At 74.2% G+C, this 23859-nt stretch carries 15 protein-coding genes; 11 read left to right on the top strand and 4 right to left on the bottom strand.

Annotated features, from left to right (window positions below; translation table 11 throughout):
* Nucleotides 1–24 precede the first annotated feature (24 nt).
* From KV205_RS06340 to KV205_RS06295, 10 genes are all read left to right on the top strand, one after another.
* On the top strand, nt 25–1491 hold the full coding sequence (locus KV205_RS06340; RefSeq protein WP_265862864.1) for a glycosyltransferase: 1467 nt from the start codon (nt 25–27) through the stop codon (nt 1489–1491).
* Entirely contained in the window at nt 1488–2504 is a 1017-nt protein-coding gene (locus tag KV205_RS06335; protein WP_265862863.1) for an alpha/beta hydrolase, read from the top strand. The genes KV205_RS06340 and KV205_RS06335 overlap by 4 nt, the downstream gene beginning before the upstream one ends.
* Nucleotides 2501–4780, top strand: coding sequence for a hypothetical protein (locus tag KV205_RS06330; protein WP_265862860.1), 2280 nt, complete (start codon nt 2501–2503; stop codon nt 4778–4780). The genes KV205_RS06335 and KV205_RS06330 overlap by 4 nt, the downstream gene beginning before the upstream one ends.
* Nucleotides 4777–5733, top strand: a complete 957-nt coding sequence (locus KV205_RS06325; RefSeq protein ID WP_265862859.1) for a MoxR family ATPase — start codon at nt 4777–4779, stop codon at nt 5731–5733. The genes KV205_RS06330 and KV205_RS06325 overlap by 4 nt, the downstream gene beginning before the upstream one ends.
* Nucleotides 5726–10516: a NaeI family type II restriction endonuclease gene (locus KV205_RS06320; RefSeq protein ID WP_265862858.1), complete on the top strand. Its 4791-nt coding sequence runs from the start codon at nt 5726–5728 to the stop codon at nt 10514–10516. Before KV205_RS06325 ends, KV205_RS06320 begins: the two co-directional genes overlap by 8 nt.
* A gap of 145 nt (nt 10517–10661) precedes the next feature.
* Nucleotides 10662–11090, top strand: coding sequence for an SseB family protein (locus KV205_RS06315; protein ID WP_265862857.1), 429 nt, complete (start codon nt 10662–10664; stop codon nt 11088–11090).
* On the top strand, nt 11077–11715 hold the full coding sequence (locus KV205_RS06310; RefSeq protein ID WP_265862856.1) for a hypothetical protein: 639 nt from the start codon (nt 11077–11079) through the stop codon (nt 11713–11715). Before KV205_RS06315 ends, KV205_RS06310 begins: the two co-directional genes overlap by 14 nt.
* A gap of 41 nt (nt 11716–11756) precedes the next feature.
* Nucleotides 11757–16550, top strand: coding sequence for a putative T7SS-secreted protein (locus tag KV205_RS06305; protein ID WP_265862855.1), 4794 nt, complete (start codon nt 11757–11759; stop codon nt 16548–16550).
* Entirely contained in the window at nt 16547–17332 is a 786-nt protein-coding gene (locus KV205_RS06300; protein WP_265862853.1) for a hypothetical protein, read from the top strand. Before KV205_RS06305 ends, KV205_RS06300 begins: the two co-directional genes overlap by 4 nt.
* 112 nt (nt 17333–17444) lie before the next feature.
* Nucleotides 17445–18638 (top strand): MFS transporter, encoded by a 1194-nt coding sequence (locus KV205_RS06295; RefSeq protein ID WP_265862852.1) that lies wholly within the window; start codon nt 17445–17447, stop codon nt 18636–18638.
* 14 nt (nt 18639–18652) lie between these two features.
* Here the strand turns inward: KV205_RS06295 and KV205_RS06290 are convergent, their stop codons facing one another.
* The 3 genes from KV205_RS06290 to KV205_RS06280 are packed head-to-tail and all read right to left on the bottom strand — an operon-like array spanning nt 18653 to nt 21637.
* Nucleotides 18653–19474, bottom strand: a complete 822-nt coding sequence (locus KV205_RS06290; RefSeq protein WP_265862850.1) for an ABC transporter ATP-binding protein — start codon at nt 19472–19474, stop codon at nt 18653–18655.
* A gap of 1 nt (nt 19475) precedes the next feature.
* A complete protein-coding gene (locus KV205_RS06285; RefSeq protein WP_265862848.1) occupies nt 19476–20564 on the bottom strand; it encodes an iron chelate uptake ABC transporter family permease subunit in 1089 nt (362 codons plus the stop codon).
* Nucleotides 20561–21637, bottom strand: a complete 1077-nt coding sequence (locus KV205_RS06280) for a FecCD family ABC transporter permease (RefSeq protein WP_374214636.1) — start codon at nt 21635–21637, stop codon at nt 20561–20563. The genes KV205_RS06285 and KV205_RS06280 overlap by 4 nt, the downstream gene beginning before the upstream one ends.
* A gap of 131 nt (nt 21638–21768) precedes the next feature.
* Between KV205_RS06280 and KV205_RS06275 the strand changes: the two genes are divergently transcribed.
* Nucleotides 21769–22767 (top strand): ABC transporter substrate-binding protein, encoded by a 999-nt coding sequence (locus KV205_RS06275; RefSeq protein WP_265862845.1) that lies wholly within the window; start codon nt 21769–21771, stop codon nt 22765–22767.
* A gap of 99 nt (nt 22768–22866) precedes the next feature.
* Here KV205_RS06275 and KV205_RS06270 read toward each other — a convergent pair whose 3' ends face one another.
* A complete protein-coding gene (locus tag KV205_RS06270) occupies nt 22867–23751 on the bottom strand; it encodes a (2Fe-2S)-binding protein (protein ID WP_374214635.1) in 885 nt (294 codons plus the stop codon).
* Nucleotides 23752–23859 lie beyond the last annotated feature (108 nt).

Below are 23859 nucleotides of genomic sequence, written 5' to 3'. Positions count from 1 at the left end.
CCACACCCAGGGGGATCCGCCACCATGACCAAGGTTCTCGTCGCCGCCACACCCGTCTCCGGGCACCACGGCCCGCTGCTCCGCATCGCGAGCCACCTCGCCGCCGCCGGACACGAGGTGGTCTTCCTCGGCGGCGCCCGCTTCGCCGAGCAAGTGCGGGCCGCCGGACCGGAGTTCCGCGCCCTGCCGGAGGAAGCCGACTACGACGACCGGGACTTCTCCGCCCGATTCCCCGAGCGGGCCCACGTGCCCGCCGGCCCGGCGCAGACCATGTGGGACGTCATGCACGTCTTCGGCGACCCGACACCCCATCAGCACCGTGCCCTGCAAGAGATCCTGGCCGACTTCCCGGCCACCGCCGTCCTCTACGACAACCTCTTCTTCGGCGGCGTCGCGCTCTCCCTGGCAGACGCGCCGGACCGCCGCCCCACCACGTACAGCGTCGGCATCTCCCCGCTCGGCGTGGAGAGCCGGGACACCGCGCCCCACGTGCTCGGACTGCTGCCGCCCGTCGACGACGCCCAGCGCGCCGAGTACGCGGCCGTCGCCGCCCGCATGGCCGAGCAGCGCGCCCCGCTCCTCACCCATCTGCGGGCCTGCTTCGACGCGGCCGGGGCGCCGCTGCCCGAGGGGCCGCTCGGGCGGACGCTGACCGACTCGGCCGACGTCTTCCTGCAGCTGACCGTGCCCGGCTTCGAGTATCCGCGCAGCGACCAGCCCGCCGGCGTCCGCTTCGTCGGCGCGATCCCGATCCCCGCTGCCGACGGGCAGCGCCGGCCCGCCTGGTGGCCCGAGCTCGAACGGGCCCGCGCGGCGGGCAGGCGGATCGTCGTCACCACCCAGGGCACCCTCGCCAACACCGAGTTGAACCGGCTCGTCGTCCCCACCGTGCGCGCCCTCGCCGACCGCCCGGACGTCCTCGTCGTGGCCGCCACCGGCCGCCCCGACGCGGCCGAGCAGTGCGCCGCCGCTCTCGCGCCCGCACCCGTGCCCGGCAACGCGATCGTCGCCGGCTTCGTCCCCTTCGCCGAACTCCTCCCGCTCGCCGACCTGTTGGTAACCAACGGCGGCTACGGCGGCACCCAGGCCGCCCTCGCCCACGGCGTCCCGCTGGTCGTCGCCGGCGACACCGAGGACAAGCCGGAGGTCGCCGCCCGCGTCGAATGGACCGGCACCGGCGTCAACCTGCGCACCGCCGACCCCTCCGACCCCGTCCTGCGCGAGGCCGTCGACACCGTCCTCGACACGCCGACCTACCGGGAGCGGGCCACCGCCCTCGCCAAGGAGTACGCGGCCCACGACGCCCTCGCCCTCATCGACGAGCTGGTCAGCGCCCCCGACCGGAGCCGAGGACCCCGCGGCCGGACCCTTCCGGCCAAGCTGCCCGGGGGAGTTGGCCGAGATCGTACGGTCGGCCCCCGGGCGGCTTGCTCCCGCCCGCCGCACCGGACAGGATCACCCGGAACACCATGTCGAACGGGGGAGCAATGAAGCCTCGCCTGGTCTTCGTCCACGGCATCGGCGGGCCCCGCGACGCCGCCGCCGAGCTGGACGAATGGCTGCGCGCGGTCGCCGCGGGCGCCCGCGCCGCCGGCCACTCCGCGCAGGTCTCGGGCCTCACCGGCGGCTGGGCGGCGGACGCCCGGTTCGCGTACTACGGCGACCTGTTCCGTACCGCCGGAGCGCAGGGCGGCGGCGCCCCAGCCCCCGCCCCCGCGCCGGCCGCCGGTCCGGCGGACTCCCCGGACGACGAGCTGCTCGCCGCCCTGCTCCTCGAAGCCGTCGACGAACGCCTCGCCGAGCCGGCCGCGCTCGCCCCCGCCGAGACCGCCGCGCTGCGCGCCGCCCGCACCCGGCTCGCCCCGCCCGCCGGAGCCCAGGGCGCCGGGGCGCCCGCCCGGCGCGTCGTCAACGCCGTCACCAGCCTGCTCGCCGTCCCCGGACTGCGCGCCCTCGGCGGCTGGCTCAGCGCCCGCGCCACCGCGGGCATGCTCGGCCAGGTCGCCCGCTACCTCAACCGCGCCGAGTCCGATGGCACCACCACCCTCGACCAGCGGATCCGCGCCCGCGTCGCCGACTGCCTCGACCCGCACGGCCCGAACGTCGTCGTCGCCCACTCCCTCGGCACCGTCGTCGCCCTGGAGACCCTGCACGAACAGGCCCTGGACCAGCAGGCTCCGGGCGAACACCCCGTGGACGTACCGCTGTTCCTCACCCTCGGCTCACCGCTCGGCATCCGCACCGCCGTCGGCCCGCGGGTCCGCCCGCACCTCGGCACCCCCGACAACGTCGGCCGCTGGCTCAACTTCTGGGACCGCGACGACCTCGTCGCCGCCCGCCCCCGCCTGGAGGACTTCGTCAAGCCGAACGCCGCCGCCGTCGCCCCCACCAGCCACCGGGTCGACTCCGACGGCGCCTGGGTGCACCCCGCCGCCAAGTACCTGGCACAGCCCGCCGTCGCCGGCCCGCTCGTCGAGGCGCTCACGACGCTCGCGGAGCGATGACCGGACCGCGCCATGTGCTGGTGATCGGGGCCCAGTGCCCCGGCCTCGGCCTGCTCGACGGCCTTGAGACGGCCGCCCGCTCCCTGCACGACACCCTCGTCAGCCCGTGGGCGGGCGCCTGCGCCGAGACCCCGGAGCACGGGACGACCCTGCTGTACGGCCCCGGGCTCACCCGCGAGACCGTCGAGAAGGAGGTACGGCGGGCGGGGCGCGCCGCCGCCGAGGCGGGCGCCGTCCTCGTCCTCGCCCTCCTCGGCCACGGCATGGCCGCCGGCACCCGGCTCCACTACATGGCCGAGGACTCACGCGACGAGGACCCGCTGAGCGCCGTCGACGTCGGCTCGCTGCTCGGCGACCTCCTCGACACCACCGGACTCGACGGACTCGTCGCCCTCGTCGACACCTGTCACGCCGGCAACGCCGTGCCCGACCTGGACTCCCTCGTCGGCGGCATCCGCCGCGGCGACACCCGCCTCTCCCTCCTCATGGCCGCCGGCGCCGACGAGGAGGCGTACGGGCTGCGTTTCAGCAGCACCGTCGTCAAGGTGCTGAGGGAGGGGATCGCCGAGGCCGGGGAGATCCTGACCGCCGAGGACGTCGTGCTCGCCGTCCGCAAGGACGGCGGCGCGCTCGGCCAGCGGGCCCAGTGGACCGGCTACGACGGCGCGGAGCTCGTCACCACCCGGCTGTGGCTCGCCCGCAACGCCCGCCATGCCGTCCACGCCCGTCACGCAGGCCACGGCGGCTCCCTGCTCGGCCCGCTCGCCCGCGCCGAACTCGCCCTCGCGTTGGGGCCGTTGAAGCCGGACGTCGGCGGCGATACGGGGGAGGGGTGCGGCGCTCCCGTCGACCTGGTCGACACGGTGCGCCACCCGCGCGACCTCGCGGCCCTGCGGGACCGGCTCCCGGAACTTCCCGGGGCCGCACGCCAATGGGCCACCGGCGTCCTCGACGCCCTGCGGAACGCCGGCCGCACCCTCGCCCTCCTGGAGGCCTGGCCCGGCAGCGACCTCACCACCGCGCTCCTGCGCCGTACCCTCGCCGCCGTCAGGACCGGCCCCGGCCCCGGCGACGGCGCCGGGCCCGGGCCCGCCGAGCCGCTGCCGGACTCCACCGGCACCGAACTGCTCCGCGACGCCGTCGAGCACCTCCTGCTGCGCGCCCCGCGCGCCGGCCGGAGCCGCACCGCACCCCTCGCCGCGTTCCTCGCCGGGCTCGCCCGCGACACCGGCGTCGACCCGCAGGACGCGGCCCTGCGCGCCTGGGCCAAGGACACCAGCGCCGTCATCGACCTCAACGACGCCTTCGCCCGGCTCGCCGACACCACCGCCGAGCTGCGCCTCCGGCTCGTCGTCAGCCTCCACTCCGCCATCGGCGACGAATGGCCGGAAACCCTGGAGACGTGGCTCCTCGACGGCGGCACCGTCCGCCACCGCGAGGAGTTCCCCTGCGCCGCCCAGGACCGCACCGGCACCGAACGCGCCCTCTTCCGAGCCCTGCGCTGGGCCACCCGGCAGGCCAAGCTCCTCGAAGCGCCGCTGCGCCGCGTCGAGATCGCCGCCCCCGCCCCGCTGCTCGCCACCTGGCGCCCCGAGGAGGCCGAGATCGGCCGCCGCCTCGGCACCCTCTACGACGTCGTCCTGCGCTGGAGCGACCGGATCCAGCCACCCGACCACCTGTTCTGGATCAACGACCACGCCCGCGGCATCCTCAAGACCCTCGACGAGAGCCCCGACGGGCGCCGCGTCGACTGGCTCGGCGAGGGCGACACCCGCCGCGCCCCCGACCTGCGCGCCCGCCTCATGGACGCGCCGCCCACCCGCGCCGTCGCCCTCGCCCACCGCCCCGCCCAGCTCAGCGGCCTGATGGAGACCCTGCTCGCGTCCTCGCCCATCCTCCTGTGGCCCGACGAGGACCCCGAGGCGCCGCCGGCACCCCCTGCCGTACGCCGCTCCGTCGACGCCCACTGGCACCAGCTGCCCGGCGCGTTCAGCCACGCCTACCGCGCGAAGTGGAGCGCCCGCACGAACGGGACGGAAGCACCGCCGCCCGCACCCGACGGACCCGGCGGCCTGCACCACCTCGCCGGTCTGCGCACCGTCTGGGACGGCACCGAATGGCTCGACTTCTGCGACTGGTTCGAGCAGTACGCCTACCGCAGTGACCCGCACGACACGTACGCCCCGCACGCCCCGCACGACGATCGCGACTGGGGTCGGACCGCGGCGGCCCCGCCGGGGCCGCGGCACCCGACCGACCGGGAGGAACACGCATGACCTGGCAGCCCTTCTACGCGGGCCACGGCACCCCGCCCGCCCGCGCCGAGGACCGGGTCGCCCTGCCGCCCGCCCCGCCCTGGCGCGAGTTCCCGCGCCGCTCCCTGCACCGGCAGTTCGTGCCGCCGGCCGGTCTCGTCGAGGCCGTCAACGCCGCGCTGGCGCTGCGCCGCCCGCTGCTCGTCACCGGACCCGCCGGCTCCGGCAAGTCCACCGTCATCGAACAGGTCGCCGCCGAGCTCGACCTCGGCACCGTGCTGCGCTGGCACATCACCTCCCGCAGCGCCCTGACCGACGCCCTCTACCGCTACGACGCCCTCGGCCGCATCCACGCCCAGCGCCTCCAGGCCCCCGACGGCGCGACCTCCGGCGGCGACGACATCGCCCCCTTCCTGCGCATGGGCCCTCTCGGCACCGCCCTGCTCCCCGCCGAACGCCCCCGCGCCCTCCTCATCGACGAGATCGACAAGAGCGACCTCGACCTGCCCAGCGACCTCCTCGACGTCCTGGAGCGCGGCGAGTTCGAGATCCCCGAACTCGCCCGCTACGGCACCGACGTCGTCGCCGTGCGCGAGTGGCAGGGCGACACCCACCACGAGGTCCGGCGCGGCCGGGTCCAGTGCACCGAGTTCCCCTTCATCGTCATGACCAGCAACGGCGAACGCGACTTCCCCGCCGCCTTCCTGCGCCGCTGCGTCCGCTACACCATGCCCCTGCCCACCCCCGAGACCCTGCTGCGCATCGTCGAGGCCCACATGGGCACCGAGCAGGCCGGCACCGCCGAGGCCGGCCGGCTCGTCAGCGCCTTCCTGGAACGGCTCGGCGCCGGCGAGAGCCTCGCCGTCGACCAACTCCTCAACGCCGTCCACCTCCTGGCCGGCACCGCCGCCCCCGACGAGGCCCGCCGCCAGGCCGTCGAGGACCTCATCCTGCGCGAGCTCTCCCATGCCTGATCCCCTGCCACGGCTGCTCGCCGCCCTGCGCACCGCCGCCCCCGAACTGGACGGCACCGCGCTCGCGGAAGCGCTGTGGCTGGCCGCCCAACGGGCCGCCGCCGAGGACGCGGGCGCCGGCCCCCGGCCCGTACGCGATCCCTCCACCGACGACGAAGACGGCGACGGCGACAGGGGTACGGGCCGGGCCGGGCGGCAGCGCCCCGTACCGCCCGCCACCGACCCCGACCGCACCCACGGCCGTCCCGGCGGCACCACCCCGTCGCCCCGTACCGCCCCCGACGACGCCCGGCCCGACGGGACCACCGCCCGCCCCTTGCACGAGCGGCTCCCCGGCAGCGCCACCGCCGTCCACGGCCAGGCCGTCGCCGCACCCCACTCCGGCGGCCTGCCCCGCGCCCTGGAACTCACCCGCTCCCTGCGCCCCTGGAAGCGGCGCTGGCCCGAAGGCCGCGGCAGCGCCCTCGACATCGACGCCACCGTCGACGGCTACGCCCGCAGCGGCGAACTGATCCCGGTCCTGAAGGCCGCGCCCGAGCGCTGGTTCGACCTCGTCCTCGTCGTCGACCGCTCGCCCGGCATGCGGGTCTGGACCGAGACCGTCGCCGAGTTCACCGCCGTCCTCGACCGCCTCGGCGCCTTCCGCACCCTCCAGGTCACCGACCTCACCTTCGACGAGAGCGGCGCGCCTCGCGCCCCCGGCCCGCTGCGCGCCGCCGACGGCCGGCGCGTGGTCATGGTCGTCTCCGACTGCATGGCCGAGGCCTGGCGCCGCCCCGAGGTCTGGCACCTCCTGCGGGACTGGGCCGGGGCCCATCCCACCGCCCTGCTCAACCCGCTCCCCACCAAACTCTGGCGACGCGGCGGCCTCAACCTCCCCACCACCCGCTTCACCCCCGCCGCCCCCGGCAGCCACCGCAGCCGCGTCCCCGTCGAACCACCCGCCCTCGCCCTCGCGCCCGGCGGCGCCGACGACGGCGAGGGCGCGGGCGAGTGGCTGCCCGTCCCCGTCCTCTCCCTCACCCCGCACTCCCTCGGCCGCTGGTCCCACACCCTCATGCGCGCCGACCCGGACGGCTGCACCGCCGTCCTCGTCCCCCCGACCGGCCGCCCCACCGCCCTCGGCCCCGCCCGGCCCCCGGCGACCCCGCTCCCGCCCGCCGAACGCACCCGCCGCTTCCTCCGCACCGCCTCCCCGCGCGCCGCCCGACTCGCCGTCCTCTGTTCCTCGTTCGACCGGTTCAGCCTGCGCCTGCTGCACCTCGTGCGCGCCCGACTGGTGCCGGACGCGGCGCTCGCGGACGTGGCCGAGGTCGTCACCAGCGGCGTCTTCGACGTCGTCGACGAGGGCGGCGACCTCGTCGAACTCGTCCTCCCACCCGACGCCCAGGCCGTCCTGCGCGAACACCTCCCGGCCCACGAGGTCTGGGCCCTCCACCAGGCCCTCGACCAGCACCTCGCCGACCGCGGGACCGGCCGCACCCGGCTGCCGTCCGTCGCCCGGGGCGGCGGCGAGGGCGCGCGGTCGCTCGCGGCGGAACGGGCCGCGTTCGCCCGGGCGTCGCGGCGGACGCTGGAGTTGCTGGGGTTGGCGGAGCCGGAGGTGAGCGCTGCTGGTGCGGCCGTGGTGGATCTGCCGCCTGCGCCGGAGCCGTACGTGGGGCACGGAGTGCTCTTGGAGCGGCTCGCCAGGGATGTCTTCACCGACGGCCGACGCCGCATCGTGTGGATCACCGCGCAAGAGAGGGTCCCCGGCGCCGGACGGACCGGGCTCGCCCTCGCCGTGGCCCACCGCGTGGCCGCCGACTTCCCCGACGGCGTGCACTTCGTGTCGCTACGGGCCTCCGGCCGCCGCCCCGTGGACCCACTGGCAGCGCTCCTCGGGCTGCTCGCCGACCTGGGCGGTGATGCGAGGGAGGGCTCCTTCGCGACGGTCAGAGAGAGCGTGGACGCCGTCCTCGATCTGCTGCGCGGCCGCCGAATCCTCCTGGTCCTGGACGACGTCGGCGACGATCACTTCCTCGGCATGCTCGCGACCGAACTGCCGGAGGGCTGCGCCGTCCTGGTGACCTCGCGCGGGCTGCCGACCGCCGGGTGGTCCGACCGGTTCGTGGTGGAACTGCCGCCGCTGACGGGCGAGTACGCGGGCCGGCTGCTGGCGGCGGGGCCCGTGGAGGGCGACTGGTGGCCCTTCAGTCTCCGCGTGCTGCGTGCGGCACTCGACTCCTCCGACCGCAACGTCGTCCTGCGCGCCCGCCATCTGGTCGCCGACGCCATGGCCGACGGCACAGCGGTCGACCCCGAGACCGCCGTCCGCAACACGCTCGACGACTCGGTCAGCGGCCGCGTCCTGGTGCGCCTCGCGGGGATCACGGCGGACGAGTTCACCACCGAGGAGGCCGCCGCCGCCCTGAACATCGGTCCCGACCGCATCACCCGGCACCTCGACGAGCTCGTGGCCGAGGGACTGCTCGAACCCGCCCGGCGGGGACGCTACGCCTTTTCCTCCCTCGTGCACGAGGAAATCGCCCGGCAATCGGGATACGAAGAACGGCGCGAGTTGTCGCGGGCCCGCATCCGTGAGTTCCACCGCCGTGCCGCCGCGGGGTTCTATCGCGAACACCACCCTGACAGCATCCTCCCGGAACTCCTCGGCATCGAGCCCCTGGCCGCCCCCCACCCCGCGGTCTGGGTGTCCAACGCCCTCGCGTTCCCGGCGGTCGACGCCGACACGCTGCTCCTGCTCCAGGACGTGGGCTCCACGCCCGTGTACCGCGTCCGCTTCGCCCATGCCGCCCTGCGTCATGTCGACGGCAACCGCCCAGGCCCGGCCACCGCGCGCGCCCTGCTCGCCCTGGCGAGCTCCCTGGACCGGGTCGGACAGCACGAGGAGGCATGGGAGACGCTGCACCAGGTCAGTTCCACCGTGCTCCGGGCCGACGCCGAGACCTACGGCCACACCGCACTCCTCCAGGCCCAACTCGCCCTCGCCATCAGGCCGAACCGGGCCCAGGACGCGCCGACCAAGGCCCGGGCCGCATTTGCCCGCTTCGAGCGGACCACCTCCTCGGAGCTCCTCGACGCCCTCCGCTGCCTCGAACATGCCCTGGCCCTGACGGGCGAGGACCACGAACGCCTCGCCGTCCAGTGGAAGTTGATCAGTCGGCTGCAGGACCGCGGACACCGTGCCGAGGAGGCCCAGGTCCTCGTCCGGATCGCCGACACCCAACTGCGCCTCGGGCGCCCCGCCGAGGTCGAGGCGGCGGTCGACCGCGCGCTCGTGCTGCTCGACGCTGTCGAAGGGCCCGACGACGCGGCGACCCGAGAGGCCGCCCTCCGCCTGCGCCATGAGGCAAGCGCCCCGCCGCGCGAGCCGATCGTGATCGCCCTGCGGGCCGCCACCCCCACCCGCCTGCTCGCCCCCGCCGTCCGCGCCCTGCTCGCCGACCTCTCCTTCCTCGGTCCGCTCGGCGCCCAGGCCTACACCCTCGACGACGACCTCGTCCTGCTCGTCGACGGCGCCACACCCGTCGCCCGCCTCCTCCTCGCCCTCGTCGAGCGCCTGCCGCTCCGGCTCGACCGCGCCGCCGTGCGCCTCGCGGTCCACAAGGGGCCGGTGCTCGGCGACCCGGGGGACGACGTGGGCGTCGAGTACACCCGTACGATGCTGCGCTCGGCCGAGTTCGGGCGGGTCCGCGCCAACTACCCGGACGACGTGGTGCTGTGCGTCTCCCCGGAGGCGTACGAGACGCTGTCCGGCGAGGAGGCGGCCGGTGACGGATCGCTGGCGGGGGCCTACAGCCCGCGCGAGGTGCGCAGCTCGTCCGGCGACGTGGTGTGCGTGATCCTGATCCCGCGCGTGGACCTCTCCGCCTACGACGCCCAACTCATGGAACTGGCCCGGGTGTTCAACGAGCTCGACCGGGACGGCTCGATGCTGGCCGGGCTTGTCAGGGACGCCCTCGACACCGTGCTCGATCCGCGCACCACGGGCAGATTCGATCCGGAGCTGCTGACGGACGCCGAACGCGAGCGGGTGGCGGGGGAGTTGGCGCGGGCCCTCGACCGGGGGGTGTTCCCGTTCCGGGCCGGCGGACCGGGCGGGCTGCTGTGGGAGCGGCCGCAGGAAACGGTACGGCTCGGCGTGCGGGTGCGGACGTACGCGCCGCCACGCGTCGCCGAGGCGCTGCCGGCCCTGAGCGAGGACGGCACGCCGTACCTCCTCGTGTACGCGGAAGACGCGCGCGCCCGCTGGTCGGCCGGGCTCGTCCGGGCCCGCGACGGGCGGGTGAACCCGGGTACCACCCTGTGGCTGCACCGCGACGCGTCCTTCCCCGAGAACGTCCTGCTCTCCCTGCCCGAGCGGATCCGCGAGGCGATCCTCCGGCCGTCCGACGACGTGGCCCGGGTCGCCGAGCTGTTCGGCCGGGTCCGTTTCCGTACCGTCCCCGGTACCGCGCTCCGCCCCCTCGTCGCCGACCAGGAGCGCGACCGGGACAGAGACCGCTCCCTGGAGCGTGTCGTGCGCCTCGCCGGGCGGGCGTTGCGCGACGTGGGCGTGCTGCTGCTCGCCGGAAACCCGCGCGGCCGGGCCATGGCCGAGGCCCTGAAGCTCCCCGTACCGCCGCCCGGCAGCTACCTCAGCGCACCCCTCACCCGTCGTCTCCCCGCCCACGAGGGCCGGCCCGCGGTCGTCGTCGACGGTGTGTCATGGGTCGTCGCCCAGGACGGGGACATCCTCGCTTCCCTGCCACCGGGCTTCCCCGGCCTCCGGCTGCGCTGACCCCGGCAGTACCCCGCGTGAGGCACCTCACCTGCGCAAACGTTCCTCGGGCAAATCTTCACCAGAACCGCGCGCCCTTGCCGCGCGTCCTGCTCTACGGTGCAATCAGGCCATCGCAGGGCGACCGGAGGACCAGGGAGGAACCGTGGAGCGGACCGGAGCCGCGCTCGCGGAGCGCATCGCGGAGCGCAGAAGGGGCGGCGACGACCCCCGCGCGCTGGTCGGCGAGATGCGCCGCTCGGTGCTGCTCGTGCCGGTGGCCGACGGAGGACTCTGGTCGGTGCGGGCGGGCGGTGTGCGGTGGATTTGCGGATTCACCGACGAGGCGGCGCTCGCCCGGTTCGCCCTCCACCACGGGCGCGGCGACGAGCCGATGGACTACGCGGCGCTGCTGGGCGCGCGCATCGTGGACGAGGTCGTGCCGGCCCTGGGCGAGCCGGCCGGACTGGCCGTGGACATCGCGACCGAGGACGGGTCGATGTTCTTCCCGCCGGTCACCGGCATCGTCCCGGACGAGGTGGCGGTGGACACCGCCGAGGGGACAGGGGAGGAGCACGGCGATGAGCGGCGGTGACGGAGCGGATCTCCACCTCGACAAGGCGTCGGTCGCGAAGTTCACCAAGGGCGTGGGCACGACGATCGACGAGCTCGGCGACCTGGGCGGCGCGACCGGCTCGGTCATGGGCAAGGGCTTCTCCGAGCTGTCGATGACCGGCATGGAGGCCGGCCACCACGGCCTGTCCGTGGACTTCGAGGACTTCTGCGAGCGCTGGGAGTGGGGCGTGCGCGCCCTGGTGCGCGACGCGAGCCAGCTGGCGAACCGGCTGGGCCTGGCGGCGGGCACGCAGTGGGAGCACGACCAGTACATCGCGGGCACGCTCAAGGTGGGCGCCAACTCGCTCATGGGCGGCAATCCGCACGCGAGCGAGGAGGAGATCGCCCAGCAGGGCTGGGGCGACATCTTCACCCCGGACTATCTGAACCCGGACTACAGCGCCGAGTCCTTCCAGAAGGCCGGCGACGAGATGGCGCAGACCTGGAAGGACACCGGGCGCACGGTGCTCACCGAGGGCCAGGGCGGGCAGCGCTCGCGCATCCTCAACGAGCTGCTCGGCGTGGACGAGAACGAGTGGAACCAGGCGCTCGACGACACCTTCGGCCCCTCGCCGGAGGAACGCGCCAAGCAGCAGGAGCAGTAGGGCCAGTGGGACCAGTAGGACGTCATCGGGGGTAATTGACGGTGGGCATCGGGGACTTCATCAGCGACATCACCCCGGACGTGGTCGAGGACGCGGTCGAGGACGGCGTCGAGTGGGTCGGCAACCGGGTCGAGGACGCGGGCAACTGGACCGCCGACCGGCTCGAGGACGTGGGCTGGGAGTCCGGCGCGGACTGGGTGCGCGAGCAGTCCCGCTCGGTCGCCAACCGGCTGGGCGCCGAGGTCGACGAGATGGACCTCGGGCAGACCGACGACAAGACGAAACTGATCTACGGCAGCGCCGACAAGATCAACGCGACGGCGACCAGGCTGCGGGCCTTCCAGAAGGCCTTCGACGACGCCGGCGGCGGTCTGAAGGGCCTGGACGCGGGGGAGATGAAGGGCGCGACGGCCGACGCGCTGCGCACCGCCGTCGGCACCCAGCCGCCGAAGTGGTTCACCGCCTCCGACGCGTGCGAGAAGGCCGCCGGCGCGGTGGAGTCGTTCGCGGACACCGTGACCTGGGCGCAGGGCCAGGCCCAGACCGCGATCGACAAGTGGAAGGAGGGCACCAAGGCTTCGGAGGACGCGGCGAACGCGCACAAGAAGAAGGTCGAGGACTACAACAACGCCGTCGAGCGGTTCAACAACACGCCCGCCGACAAGCAGGACCGGTCCACCCTCCCGCCCAAGCCCGGCGAGACCTTCGACGACCCGGGCAAGAAGCTGATGAAGGACGCGCAGGACATCCTCGCCGAAGCCCGCAAGCAGCGGAACTCGGCCGCCGAGACCGCCCGTTCGGCGGTCCGGGCGGCGCGTGACATGGCGCCGGAGAAGCCCTCGTACTCCGAGCAGCTGCGCGACGGGGCCGAAGAGCTGCAGATCATGGGCGACCATGTCGGCGGCGGCATCATCAAGGGCACCGCGGGCATCGTGAACTTCGTCCGCTCGGTCAACCCGATGGACCCGTACAACCTCACCCATCCCGCCGAGTACGCGATGTCCCTGAACAGCCTCGCCGCCGGTCTCGTCGTCGCCGCGAACGACCCGGTCGGCACCGGCACGCAGATGGTCAAGGACTTCATGAAGGACCCGGCCGAGGGCTTCGGCCGGCTGATCCCCGACCTGGCGCTGACCGCCGCCACCGGAGGCGGCGGCGCGGCCGTGAAGGGCATCCGGCTCGCCGAGGACGCGGCCGACGCCGCCCGCCTGCGCAAGCTCGTCGACGACGCCCCCGACGGCACCCACAAGCGCCCCGACGACGATCGCTGCACCGACGGCACCGACCCGGTCGACCTCGCCACCGGCCGCATGTTCCTGCCGCAGACCGATGTGGAGATCCCCGGCATCCTGCCGCTGGTGTTCTCCCGGCGCACCGAGTCCGGCACGGCGACCGGCCGCTTCCTCGGCGCCGCCTGGTCGTCCACGGTCGACGAACGCCTGGAGATCGACGCCGTCGGCGTCCTGCACGTCACCGCCGACGGCCTGCTCGTCTCGTATCCGCACCCCGTCCCGGGCGTCCCGACCCACCCCGGCCGGGGCCGGATCCGCCGCGTCCTCGCCCGCGAGGCCGACGGCGACTACACGCTCGCCGACCCCGACACCGGCCTCGTGCGCCGCTTCGCCGCCCCGGCGGGCGCCGAACCCGGCGGCGACGGCACCGCCTGGCTGTCCGGCCTCACCGAGCGCAACGGCCACACCGTCACCGTCGACCGCGCCGACGACGGTCTGCCCCTGGCCCTCGCCCACTCCGCCGGCCACCGCGTGACCGTCACCACCGCCGACGGCCGGATCACCGCACTCGCGCTCGCCGGTGCGGGCCCGGGTGGCACGGACCTGCCCCTCATGGCGTACGGCTACGAGGACGGCGAACTGACCACCGTCACCCGCCCGTCCGGCGCCGCCACCGCCTTCCAGTACGACGAACGCCGCCGGGTCATCGCCTGGACCGACTCCAACGGGCACCGCTACGACTACGTCTACGACGACCGGGACCGCGTCGTCGCCGAGGGCGGCGCCGCCGGACACGTCCAGCTCACCCTCGCGTACACCGAGCCCGACGCCGCCACCGGCCACCGCACCACCACCCTGACCACCGCGGGCGGCGCCGTCACCCGGCATCTCGTCGGCCCCGGCTGCGAGATCCTCGCCACCGTCGACGCCCTCGGCCACACCACCCGCTACCGCCACGACCCCGACGGCAACGTCCTCTCCCGGACCGACCCGCTGGGCGCCACCACCGCCTTCGGTTACGACGACGAGGGCCGGCTCGTCTCCGCGGTGCGCGCCGACGGGGCCGAACTGCGCTTCGTACGCGGCCCGTTCGGGCTGCCCGTCGAGGTCGTCGCCGCCGACGGGGCCCGGACGACCTACGCGTACGACGAGCGCGGCAACCGTACGGCCGTCACCGACCCGACCGGCAACACCACCCGCTCCGCCTACGACGAGGCCGGCCGGCTCACCTCCGTCACCGACGCCCTCGGCCGCACCACCCGAGTGGTCTGCGACGCGGCCGGCCGGGTCGTGGCCGTGACCGAACCGACCGGCGCGACCACCCGCACCGAACGGGACGCCCTGGGACGCCAGTCGCGCGTCACCGACCCGGCGGGCGGTGTCACCGAGCTGGCGTGGACCGCCGACGGACAGCTCGCCCGGCGCACCGACCCCGGCGGCGCCACCCGGACCTGGAGCTACGACGGCGAGGGCAACTGCCTCACCGAGACCGACCCGTTGGGCGCCGTCACCCGCTACGAGTACGGCCCCATGGACCTCCCGGTCGCCACCACTCGCCCGGACGGCACCCGCCACACCTTCGAGCACGACCGCGACATGCGACTCACGCAGGTCACCAACCCCCAGGGGCTGACCTGGAGTTACTCATACGACGCGGTCGGCAACGTGCAGTCCGAGACCGACTTCGACGGCCGCACCCTCACCTACCGGACCGACGCCGCCGGCCGCCTCGCCGAGCGCGTCGACGCGCTCGGCGGCACCATCGCCTTCACCCGCGACCCGCTCGGCCGGGTGCTGCGCAAGGACGTCGACGGCCGGACGACCACATACGCGTACGACCGGGCCGGACGTCTCCTCGAAGCGGCCGGCCCGGACACCGAGCTGCGCTACCAGTACGACCGCGCCGGCCGGGTCAAGACCGAACTCGTCGACGGCCGCCCCGTCGTCTACGCCTACGACGACCTGGGCCGCCGCATCCGCCGCACCACCCCGACCGGCCACGTCACCTCGTACGCCTTCGACGAGGACGGGCTCCCGCAGCGCCTCACCACCGGCGGCCGGTCGGTCGCCTTCGCCCACGACGCCGACGGACGGGAACTGGCCCGGGTCTTCGACGGCAGCCTCACCCTGGCCTCCGCCTGGGACGAGCACGGCCGCCTCGCCGCCCAGCACATCACCGCGGGCCCCCGCGCCGTCAACAGCCGCGCCTACGCCTACCGCGCCGACGGACGGCTGGTCGGCATCACCGACGGCCTGTCGGGCAACCGCCGCTTCGACCTCGACCCGCTCGGCCGGATCACCGCCGTGCACGCCGCGGGCTGGACCGAGCGGTACGCGTACGACGAGGCCGGCAACCAGACGGCCGCCGACTGGCCGGAAACCCACCCCGGCCACGAGGCGACCGGCCCGCGCGCCTACTCCGGCACCTCCGTGACCCGGGCCGGCGGGGTCCGCTTCGAGCACGACGCCCTCGGCCGGATCACCCTGCGCCAGAAGACCCGCCTCTCCCGCAAGCCCGACACCTGGCGCTACACCTGGGACACCGAGAACCGCCTCACCGCCGTCACCACCCCCGACGGCACTCGCTGGCGCTACCGCTACGACCCGCTGGGCCGTCGCACCGCCAAGCAGCGCCTCGCCACCGGCGGCGACACCGGCACCGGCACCGGCACCGACACGGTCGTCGAGGAGGTCCGCTTCACCTGGGACGGCCTCACCCTCTGCGAACAGACCACCCACCGGCCCGACAGCCCCCACACCGTCGCGCTGACCTGGGACCACCGGGACGTCGTCCCGCTCGCCCAGACCGAACGCATCCTCACCGCCGACGAGCGGCAGGACGAGATCGACCGCCGCTTCTTCGCCATCGCCACCGACCTGGTGGGCACCCCCACCGAACTCGTCGACGAGACCGGCACCGTCGCCTGGCACACCCGCAGCACCCTCTGGGGCACCACCGCCTGGTCCCGCGACAGCGGCGCCTACACCCCGCTGCGCTTCCCCGGCCAGTACTACGACCCCGAGACCGGCCTCCACTACAACCTCTTCCGCCACTACGACCCCGAGACCGCCCGCTACGCCTCCCCGGACCCCCTCGGCCTCGCCCCGGCCCCCAACCCCGTCGGCTACGTCGACAACCCGTACGCGGGCTGCGACCCGCTGGGCCTGGCGCCCGACTGCAAGGAGGAGAAGGCCAAGAAGCGGGCGATCAAGGCCGCCGACGGCGTCATCGAACGGGCCGAGGACGGCAAGCTCCGCAAGCACCCGGACTACCACGGCGACACCATGCACGGCTTCACCGACGAACGGGTCCTGGAGATCCTCAAGAAGCCGGACGCCGTGTACCAGTCGACGGGCGGCTCCGGAAACCTGATCTTCCGGCAGGGCGAGGACGTCGTCGTCACCAAGGGCGTCGGCTCGCAGGCCGGCCAGGCCATCACGGCCTACGGACCCTCCGGCGTCCTCGGCGAATCCGGCGCGACGGCCGTCGGCAACGGCGCCAAGGCCACCGACGTCGGCCGGCCCATCACCCACGAGGACATCGTGGAGGGCAGGATTCCCGGCAAGAACGGCAACATGCCCCCGGCGGTACAGATCAAATGACGAGGCACCAGATGCACGTGACCCTGAACGACGGCTGGACCGCGACGGTGACGGACACCCCGCTGTCTCCCACCCCGCGCCTGGGGATCGACTCCGTGGTCGTCGGCCCTTACACGGACCGGGAGGAACGCGAGCGGTTCTTCTTCTCGGCCACGTTCGGCAGCATGCACTTCCTCTGGGACACCCCCGACATCCTCCGCTTCGACCAGGACAGCCGGGACCTGGTCGCGGTGGAGCTCCAACTCCCGTACACCTCGGCGGACGCGGAGACCACCACGCGGCTCCCCGTCCTGCCCGAGATCCGCCCCGGCGGACTGCGCGCGGACGAGGCCGAGGACTGCCATCTGGAGATGTGCACGGCCCTGTGCCGCACCCCCGGAGACGCCGAACTGATCTGCCTGCGGGACCTCGACGTCCTGGACACCCCGCTGGACGCCCGGATCGGCATCGCCCCCGACCTGACGCTCCTCCTCAAGGACGGCACCGTCGTCGGCTGGACCCTGACCGACCCCGCCCGCCACCTGACCACCGGCTACGCCGCCCCCGACCCGGCCCCGCCGGCCGAATCCACCCGCCGCCTCTACAGCGACTGCGTCGACCTGATCACCCAGCCCCTCTTCGACGCCATCACCGACAGCGACCCGGCCGCCCTCGCCCGCCTCCGAGCCGCCGACGAGGCCCTGCGCGCCCAGACCGAGGACCGCTCCCGGGCCGACGCCCTCCTGGAGCTGATCTCGAACACGGTGGAGGACTACGGAGACTGGCACGACGAGCCGCAGTGACCTTGCGTACGCGACACAGCGCTGTTGGCAAGCAGTGTCGACCGCGGATCACCGTCCCCACCGGCACGTTGTGGCAGGCTGCCGACGACGGACGTCGCAGGTGCGGGGCGAGGTGGACGTGAGCAGACCGGCGGGCATGCGGCCGTGGCGGTTCGTGCTGTGGTTCGGGACGGTGAGCCTGCTCGCGGACTTCGTGTACGAGGGCGCCCGGTCCGTCACCGGGCCGCTGCTCGCCTCGTTGGGGGCGTCCGCGCTGGTCGTCGGTGTGGTCACGGGTGCCGGTGAGGCGGCGGCGCTGGGGCTGCGGCTGGTGTCCGGCCCGCTGGCCGACCGCACCCGCCGATTCTGGGGGCTGGCGATCGCCGGCTATGCCCTGACGGTCGTGTCGGTACCCCTCCTTGGCGTGACCGGAACTCTGTGGGTGGCGTGTGCCCTGGTGATCGCCGAGCGGGTCGGCAAGGCCGTCCGCTCTCCGGCGAAGGACACCCTGCTCTCCCACGCCACGGCGGCGACGGGGCGAGGCCGGGGCTTCGCCGTGCACGAGGCGATGGACCAGGTCGGCGCCCTGGTCGGCCCGCTGATCGTGGCCGGCATGCTGGCGCTGACCGGCGGCGACTACGCACCCGCGCTCGGCGTGCTCGCCGTACCCGGCCTCGCGGTCCTCGGACTCCTGTTCTGGCTGCGGGCCCGGGTGCCGGATCCGGAAGCCTACGAGCGTGAGGCGACGGCAGCCGACCCACCGGAGCCGCAGGGCGGGAGGCTGCCGAGGGCGTTCTGGACGTACGCCGCCTTCACCGCCGCCACCACGACCGGCCTCGCCACCTTCGGTGTCCTCTCCTTCCACCTGGTCGAACGCCGGCTCCTGTCCGCCGCGTGGGTGCCGGTGCTGTACGCGGCGGCGATGGCGGTGGACGCCGTCGCGGCGCTGGCCACCGGGTGGCTGTACGACCGCCACGGCGCCCGCGTCCTGATCGCCCTGCCGGTGCTGACCGCGGGCGTCGTGACGCTGGGGTTCACCGACACGGTCGCCGTCGCGGTGGCCGGGTCGCTGGTGTGGGGCGCGGCCATGGGCATCCAGGAGTCCACGCTGCGCGCGGTCGTCGCGGACCTGGTGCCGAGCGGTCGGCGGGCGACGGCGTACGGGCTGTTCGCCGGTGTGCTCGGTGTCGCGAGCCTGGCCGGCGGCGCGCTGGTCGGCGGGCTGTACGGCTACTCGATCCCCGTGCTGATCACCGTGGTCGTCGCCGTACAGGTCCTCGCCGTGGTGCTGCTTGCCGCGCTGCGGATCGCCGCCCCGAGGAGGTGAGGACCGAACGGCGGTCACCGCGCCGCTCGGTGGCCTCCCTCCGGGATGACGAGCGGGGTACCGGCCACGGGGCAGTCGATGACGGCCGCGCGCAGGCCGAAGACGTCCTGGACGAGGCTCGGGGTGACGACGTCGGAGGGAGTGCCGGCGGCGATGACCTGCCCTTCGCGCATGGCGATGAGGTGGTCCGCGTAGCGGCAAGCGAGGTTCAGTTCGTGGAGGACCATCACGACCGTCCGTCCGTCGGCGCGGTTGAGTCCGGCGACGAGTTCGAGGACGTCGACCTGGTGGGCCAGGTCGAGATAGGTCGTCGGCTCGTCGAGGAGCAGGACGGGGGTGTCCTGGGCGAGGGCCATGGCGATCCAGACGCGCTGGCGCTGGCCGCCGGAGAGTTCGTCGATGGAGCGGGTCGCCAGCTCCGCCACCCCGGTCGCCGCCAGGGCGGCGTCGACGGCGGCCTCGTCGGTGGAGGACCACTGGCGCCACCAGCGCTGGTGCGGGGTGCGGCCGCGGGCCACCAGGTCGCGGACGGTGATGCCGTCGGGCGCGCTGGGGGTCTGGGGGAGCAGGGCGAGGCGCAGCGCGAAGTCGCGGGCGGACAGGCCCGCGATGTCCTCGCCGTCCAGGTGGACGGTGCCGCCGGCCGGCTTCAGGAGGCGGGCGAGGGCGCGCAGGGCGGTGGACTTGCCGCAGGCGTTGGGGCCGACGAGCGCGGTGACCTTCCCCGCCGGGATGCTCAGGTCGAGGTCCTCGGCGACGACGCGGTCCCCGTAGCCGAGGCGCAGGCCGGTCCCTGTCAGGGCGGAGGACGTGGCTTCGGTGAGCTGTGAGGTCATGTCAGCCTCCCTTTCCGGCCCGGTTGGTACGGGCGAGGAGCAGCAGCAGGTACGGGGCGCCGACGGCGCCGGTGAGCACGCCGACGGGCAGTTCCGTCGGGGCGAGGACGGTCCGGGCGGCGAGGTCGGCCAGGATGAGCAGGACGGCCCCGGTGAGCGCGCTGCACACCATCGGGATGCCGGGGGTGCCCGCGATCCGGCGGGCGATCTGCGGCGCGCCGAGGGCGACGAAGGCGATCGGGCCGGCCGCCGAGGTGGCCAGGGCGGTCAGGCAGGTGGCGAGGACGAGCAGCGCGATGCGGGCGTACCGCAGCGGGATGCCGAGGCTGCGCGCGGTGTCGTCGTCGTACTGGAGCAGTTGGTACGGGCGGGCCAGCGCCACGGTCAGCGGCAGCAGCAGCGCGAGGGCGAGCCCGGCCCACTGGACGTGCTCGTAGCCGCGTCCGTTGAGGCTGCCGGTGAGCCACACCATGGCCCGGGACGCCTGGTCGATGTCGGCGCGGGCGAGCATCCAGCGGGTGAGGGCGACCAGTGCGCCGTTGGCGGCGATGCCGACGAGGACGAAGCGGTAGCCGGTGATGGTGCCGTCCCGGAAGGCCAGCAGGTAGATGGCGGCGGAGGTGAGCAGCGCGCCGGCCAGGGCGCCGAAGGGCACGGCCACGAACGTTCCGGCACCGGCGGCGGTGACGCCGCCGACGAGGATGGCGCCGACCGCGCCGACGCCGGATCCCGCCGCGATGCCGATGAGGTCGGGGCTGGCGAGCGGGTTGCGCGTGACGGCCTGGTAGACGGCCCCGGCCAGGCCGAACGCGGCCCCGACCATGAGGGCCGTCAGCGCACGCGGCAGGCGCAGCTCGTGGATGATCAGGTCGGCGGCGCCTTCGCCGGTGCCGAGGACGGCGTTCAGGGCGTCGCCGACGGGGATGGCGTACGTGCCGAGCGACACCGAGGCGACAAGCCCCGCGAAGCCGATCAGGACGAGGGCGACGACGGTGAGGGCCACCCGGAGGCGCAGGGCCGCACCGAAGGGGCCGAACTCCAGGCGCAGCGTGGTGGCCATGCGCGGAGTGGTCGTACGAGGCAGGCTCATCGGGTGTGCTCCTTGAGCTTGCCGCGCTTGACCAGCAGGGCGAGGAACGGGGCGCCGAGCATCGCGGTGACCACGCCCGCCTCCAGCTCGCCGGGGCGGGCGACCATGCGCCCGACGACATCGGCGCCGAGCATCAGCGTGGCGCCGCCGAGCGCCGAACAGGGCACCAGCCAGCGGGCGTCGGGCCCGGTGAACGCCCGGACGACATGGGGGACGACCAGGCCGACGAAGGTGACGGGCCCGGCCGCGGCGACGGCGGCGCCGGTCAGCAGGATCACCGCGACGGCGCCGAGGAGCCGGGTGGTGCGGACCTTGGTGCCGAGGGTGGTGGCGAGGTCGTCGCCGAGGGCGAGGGCGTTGAGCCGGCCGCTCAGCCCGATCGCGAGCAGGAGGCCGACGACGACGAACGGCAGGAGTTCCAGGCCGAGATGGGCGTCACGTCCGGCGAGCGATCCGACGGCCCAGAAGCGGTACTGGTCCAGGGTCCGGACGTCGAGGAGGACCAGGGTGTTGGTGCCGGCGTCGAGGAGCACGGTCACCGCCGCGCCGGCCAGGGCGAGTTTGGCGGGGGTCGCGCCGCCGTACCCGGTGCCGCCGACCGCGTAGGCGAGCAGCCCGGCCAGCGCCCCGCCGAGGAAGGCGAACCAGATGTACTGGTACGAACTGGTCAGCCCGAACGCTCCGATACCGGCCGCGACGGCGAACGAGCCGCCCGCGCTGATTCCGATGAGACCGGGGTCGCCCAGCGGATTGCGGGTGATGTCCTGGGCGACCGCACCGGCCGCGCCGAGCGCGAGACCGACGAGCAGGCCCAGGAAGGTGCGGGGCATGCGCAGTTCGCGGACGATGACCGCGTCGCCGTCCGTCCCGCCGCCGATCGCGTGCAGGACGTCGGAGAGCGGCACGGACTTGGTGCCGATGGCGAGCGAGGCGCAGACCGCCGCGATCAGCGCGGCGACGAGCAGGGCCGCGACGACGGCGCGCGCCGCAACTCGTGGGGGCTGGGGGCGTGGTGGGGCAGGTGGGGGCGCGGTGGCCGCCCCTTCGGCGACGGGCTTCACAGACACCTGCATAAGGTAAGGCATGCCTAACGGTTGAGTGTACGACTATCCCACCGTATGGATCCGGTCACGGAGAGACGCTATCCTCACAGCGCCCGCTCAGGTAAGCCTTACCTAAGCGACAGTCCGTGTATGGGAGACCCATGAACACCCTCACCCAGCGCCGCCGGCCCGGCCGGCTCGCCGCCGCCCTGCTCACCGCGGCCCTGGCCTTCTCCGTCGCCGCCTGCGGGAGCGGAAGCGGTGACGAGAAGTCCGCCGCCGACAAGCCGGCCGCCGCCTCCGAGGCGGGCTTCCCCCGGACCGTCACCCACGACAAGGGCAAGACCGAGATCACGACGAAGCCCAAGCGCGTCGTGGCGCTGGACAACAGCCTCGTCGAGGCCGTCGTCGCCCTCGACGCCCCGCTCGTGGGCGGCATCGGCTCGTACCGCGACCAGAAGGGCTTCCCCCCGTACCTCGGTGACGCGGTGAAGGACACCAAGGACGTCGGCCCGCTCGACAGCCCGAACCTGGAGGCGATCGCCGCCCTCAAGCCGGACCTCATCGTGTCGGCGACGGTCCGTCACGAGGACCTCTACGACCAGTTGAGCAAGATCGCGCCGACGGTCTTCGTGAAGACCACCGGCCCGATCTGGAAGGAGAACATCACCTTCCTGGGCACGGCTCTCGGTGAGGAGAAGAAGGCCGCCGACAAGCTCACGGCGTACCAGACGCGCGCGAAGAAGATCGGCGACGCGATCAACGCCAAGAACCCCGGGCAGACGTACTCGCTGACGCGCTTCCTCGACGGGCCGACGCGCATCTACCTGCCCAAGACCTTCAGCGGCATCATCCTGACCGACATGGGGCTCGCGCGGCCTGCCAACCAGCAGGACCAGGAGAAGTTCAACATCGAGATCAGCGAGGAGCAGATCGGGCAGGCGGACGCCGACCACATCTTCATGACGACCTTCTCGGGTGGTGAGGAGCGCAAGAAGAAGTTCCTCGCCAACCCGCTGTGGAAGCGCCTGAACGCGGTGCAGAAGGGCAACGTCCACGAGGTCGAGGACGCCGTCTGGATGACCTCCGTCTCGCTCCAGGGCGCCGACCTGGTGCTCGACGACATGGCGAAGATCTTCAAGGTCGACCCGGCGAAGTAGTCGCGGGGCCGTTCCTGACGGGCCGGTTGCCGGCGGACGTACGAGACCGTACGGCCGCGGGCGCCGGCCCGTCGCCGTACCCCGGGTGCGCTGCGGCGCTCAGTCCTCGCCCTCGATCCGGCGCAGCCGCTCGGCGTCGCAGGTCCTCGGGCAGGTCAGGCAGGCCCGGTCCGGCTCGATCGTGTAGTACAGGCAGCAGCCGGCGCGTGTGCGGGTCGGGTGGCGGCGACCGTCGCGGCCGCCGAGGCGCCGGAAGTCGGCCCCTCCCGGAAAAGGCGGGATCGCCGTCGGAAGCAGCTCGGTCGCCTCGCGCACCGCGCGCTCCTCCTGGCCCAGCATCCGGCCGAGGTACCAGACGCCCGAGAGCAGATCGTCGGCCACCATCCCCCACAGGGCGCGCGGTCCGCGCCGGATCGTCGGGCCGATCGCGGCGAGCAGCGGACGCACGTGATCGACGACTGCGGCCCGCAACTCGGCCCGCAGTTCGTTCTCGTGGTCCACGAGCCGGGCCGCGGCCGTGCCCGCCGCCGGGTCGTCCGGCAGGCACGCGAAGTCCTGCCCGGGGACGATGCCGATCGCGCCCGTCGTCAGGTCCACGCGGATGTCACGCGGTGCGATGCGCGGCACGCGGCGATCCAGGTACCAGGCCCCGCTCATCAGGAGGCTGACGGACCACAGGTAGTCGTGCAGCGCCCGGGAGGCGGCGACGTCTCTGCGCGGAGCGTGGCCGTGGCGTGCGCGGATACGGGCCGCCGAGGCGTCGAGGAACGCGTCGAGGACGCCGGGGGCGCAGGCCAGGTCCGCCCCGTCGGGCAGGAAGGCGGCGGGGTCGTCCATCGCCCCCGGGGCGACGATCCGGACGTCGAGCGCGTCGCAGGCCGCGATGGTTCGCCGGTAGGTGACGGTGAGGGGAGACGCCTCGACGAGGGCATGGCGCCCGACCGTGCCCGCGGTGGTGGTCCACGGCCCCGGATCCCTGCTCATCGAAGCTCCTTCTCGCGAGTAAGTGAGGTCAGGCTTACCTTAGTGGAGATCAGGGTAAGCGTAGATCGGCGCACCCCATCGGCCGTACGCGCATGGGCCGTTGGGGTG

This window comes from Streptomyces sp. SKN60 (assembly GCF_026236535.1).
GTDB lineage: Bacteria > Actinomycetota > Actinomycetes > Streptomycetales > Streptomycetaceae > Streptomyces.
Note: the sequence above shows the minus strand (reverse complement) of the source record. Positions and strands in the feature narration are given on the sequence as shown.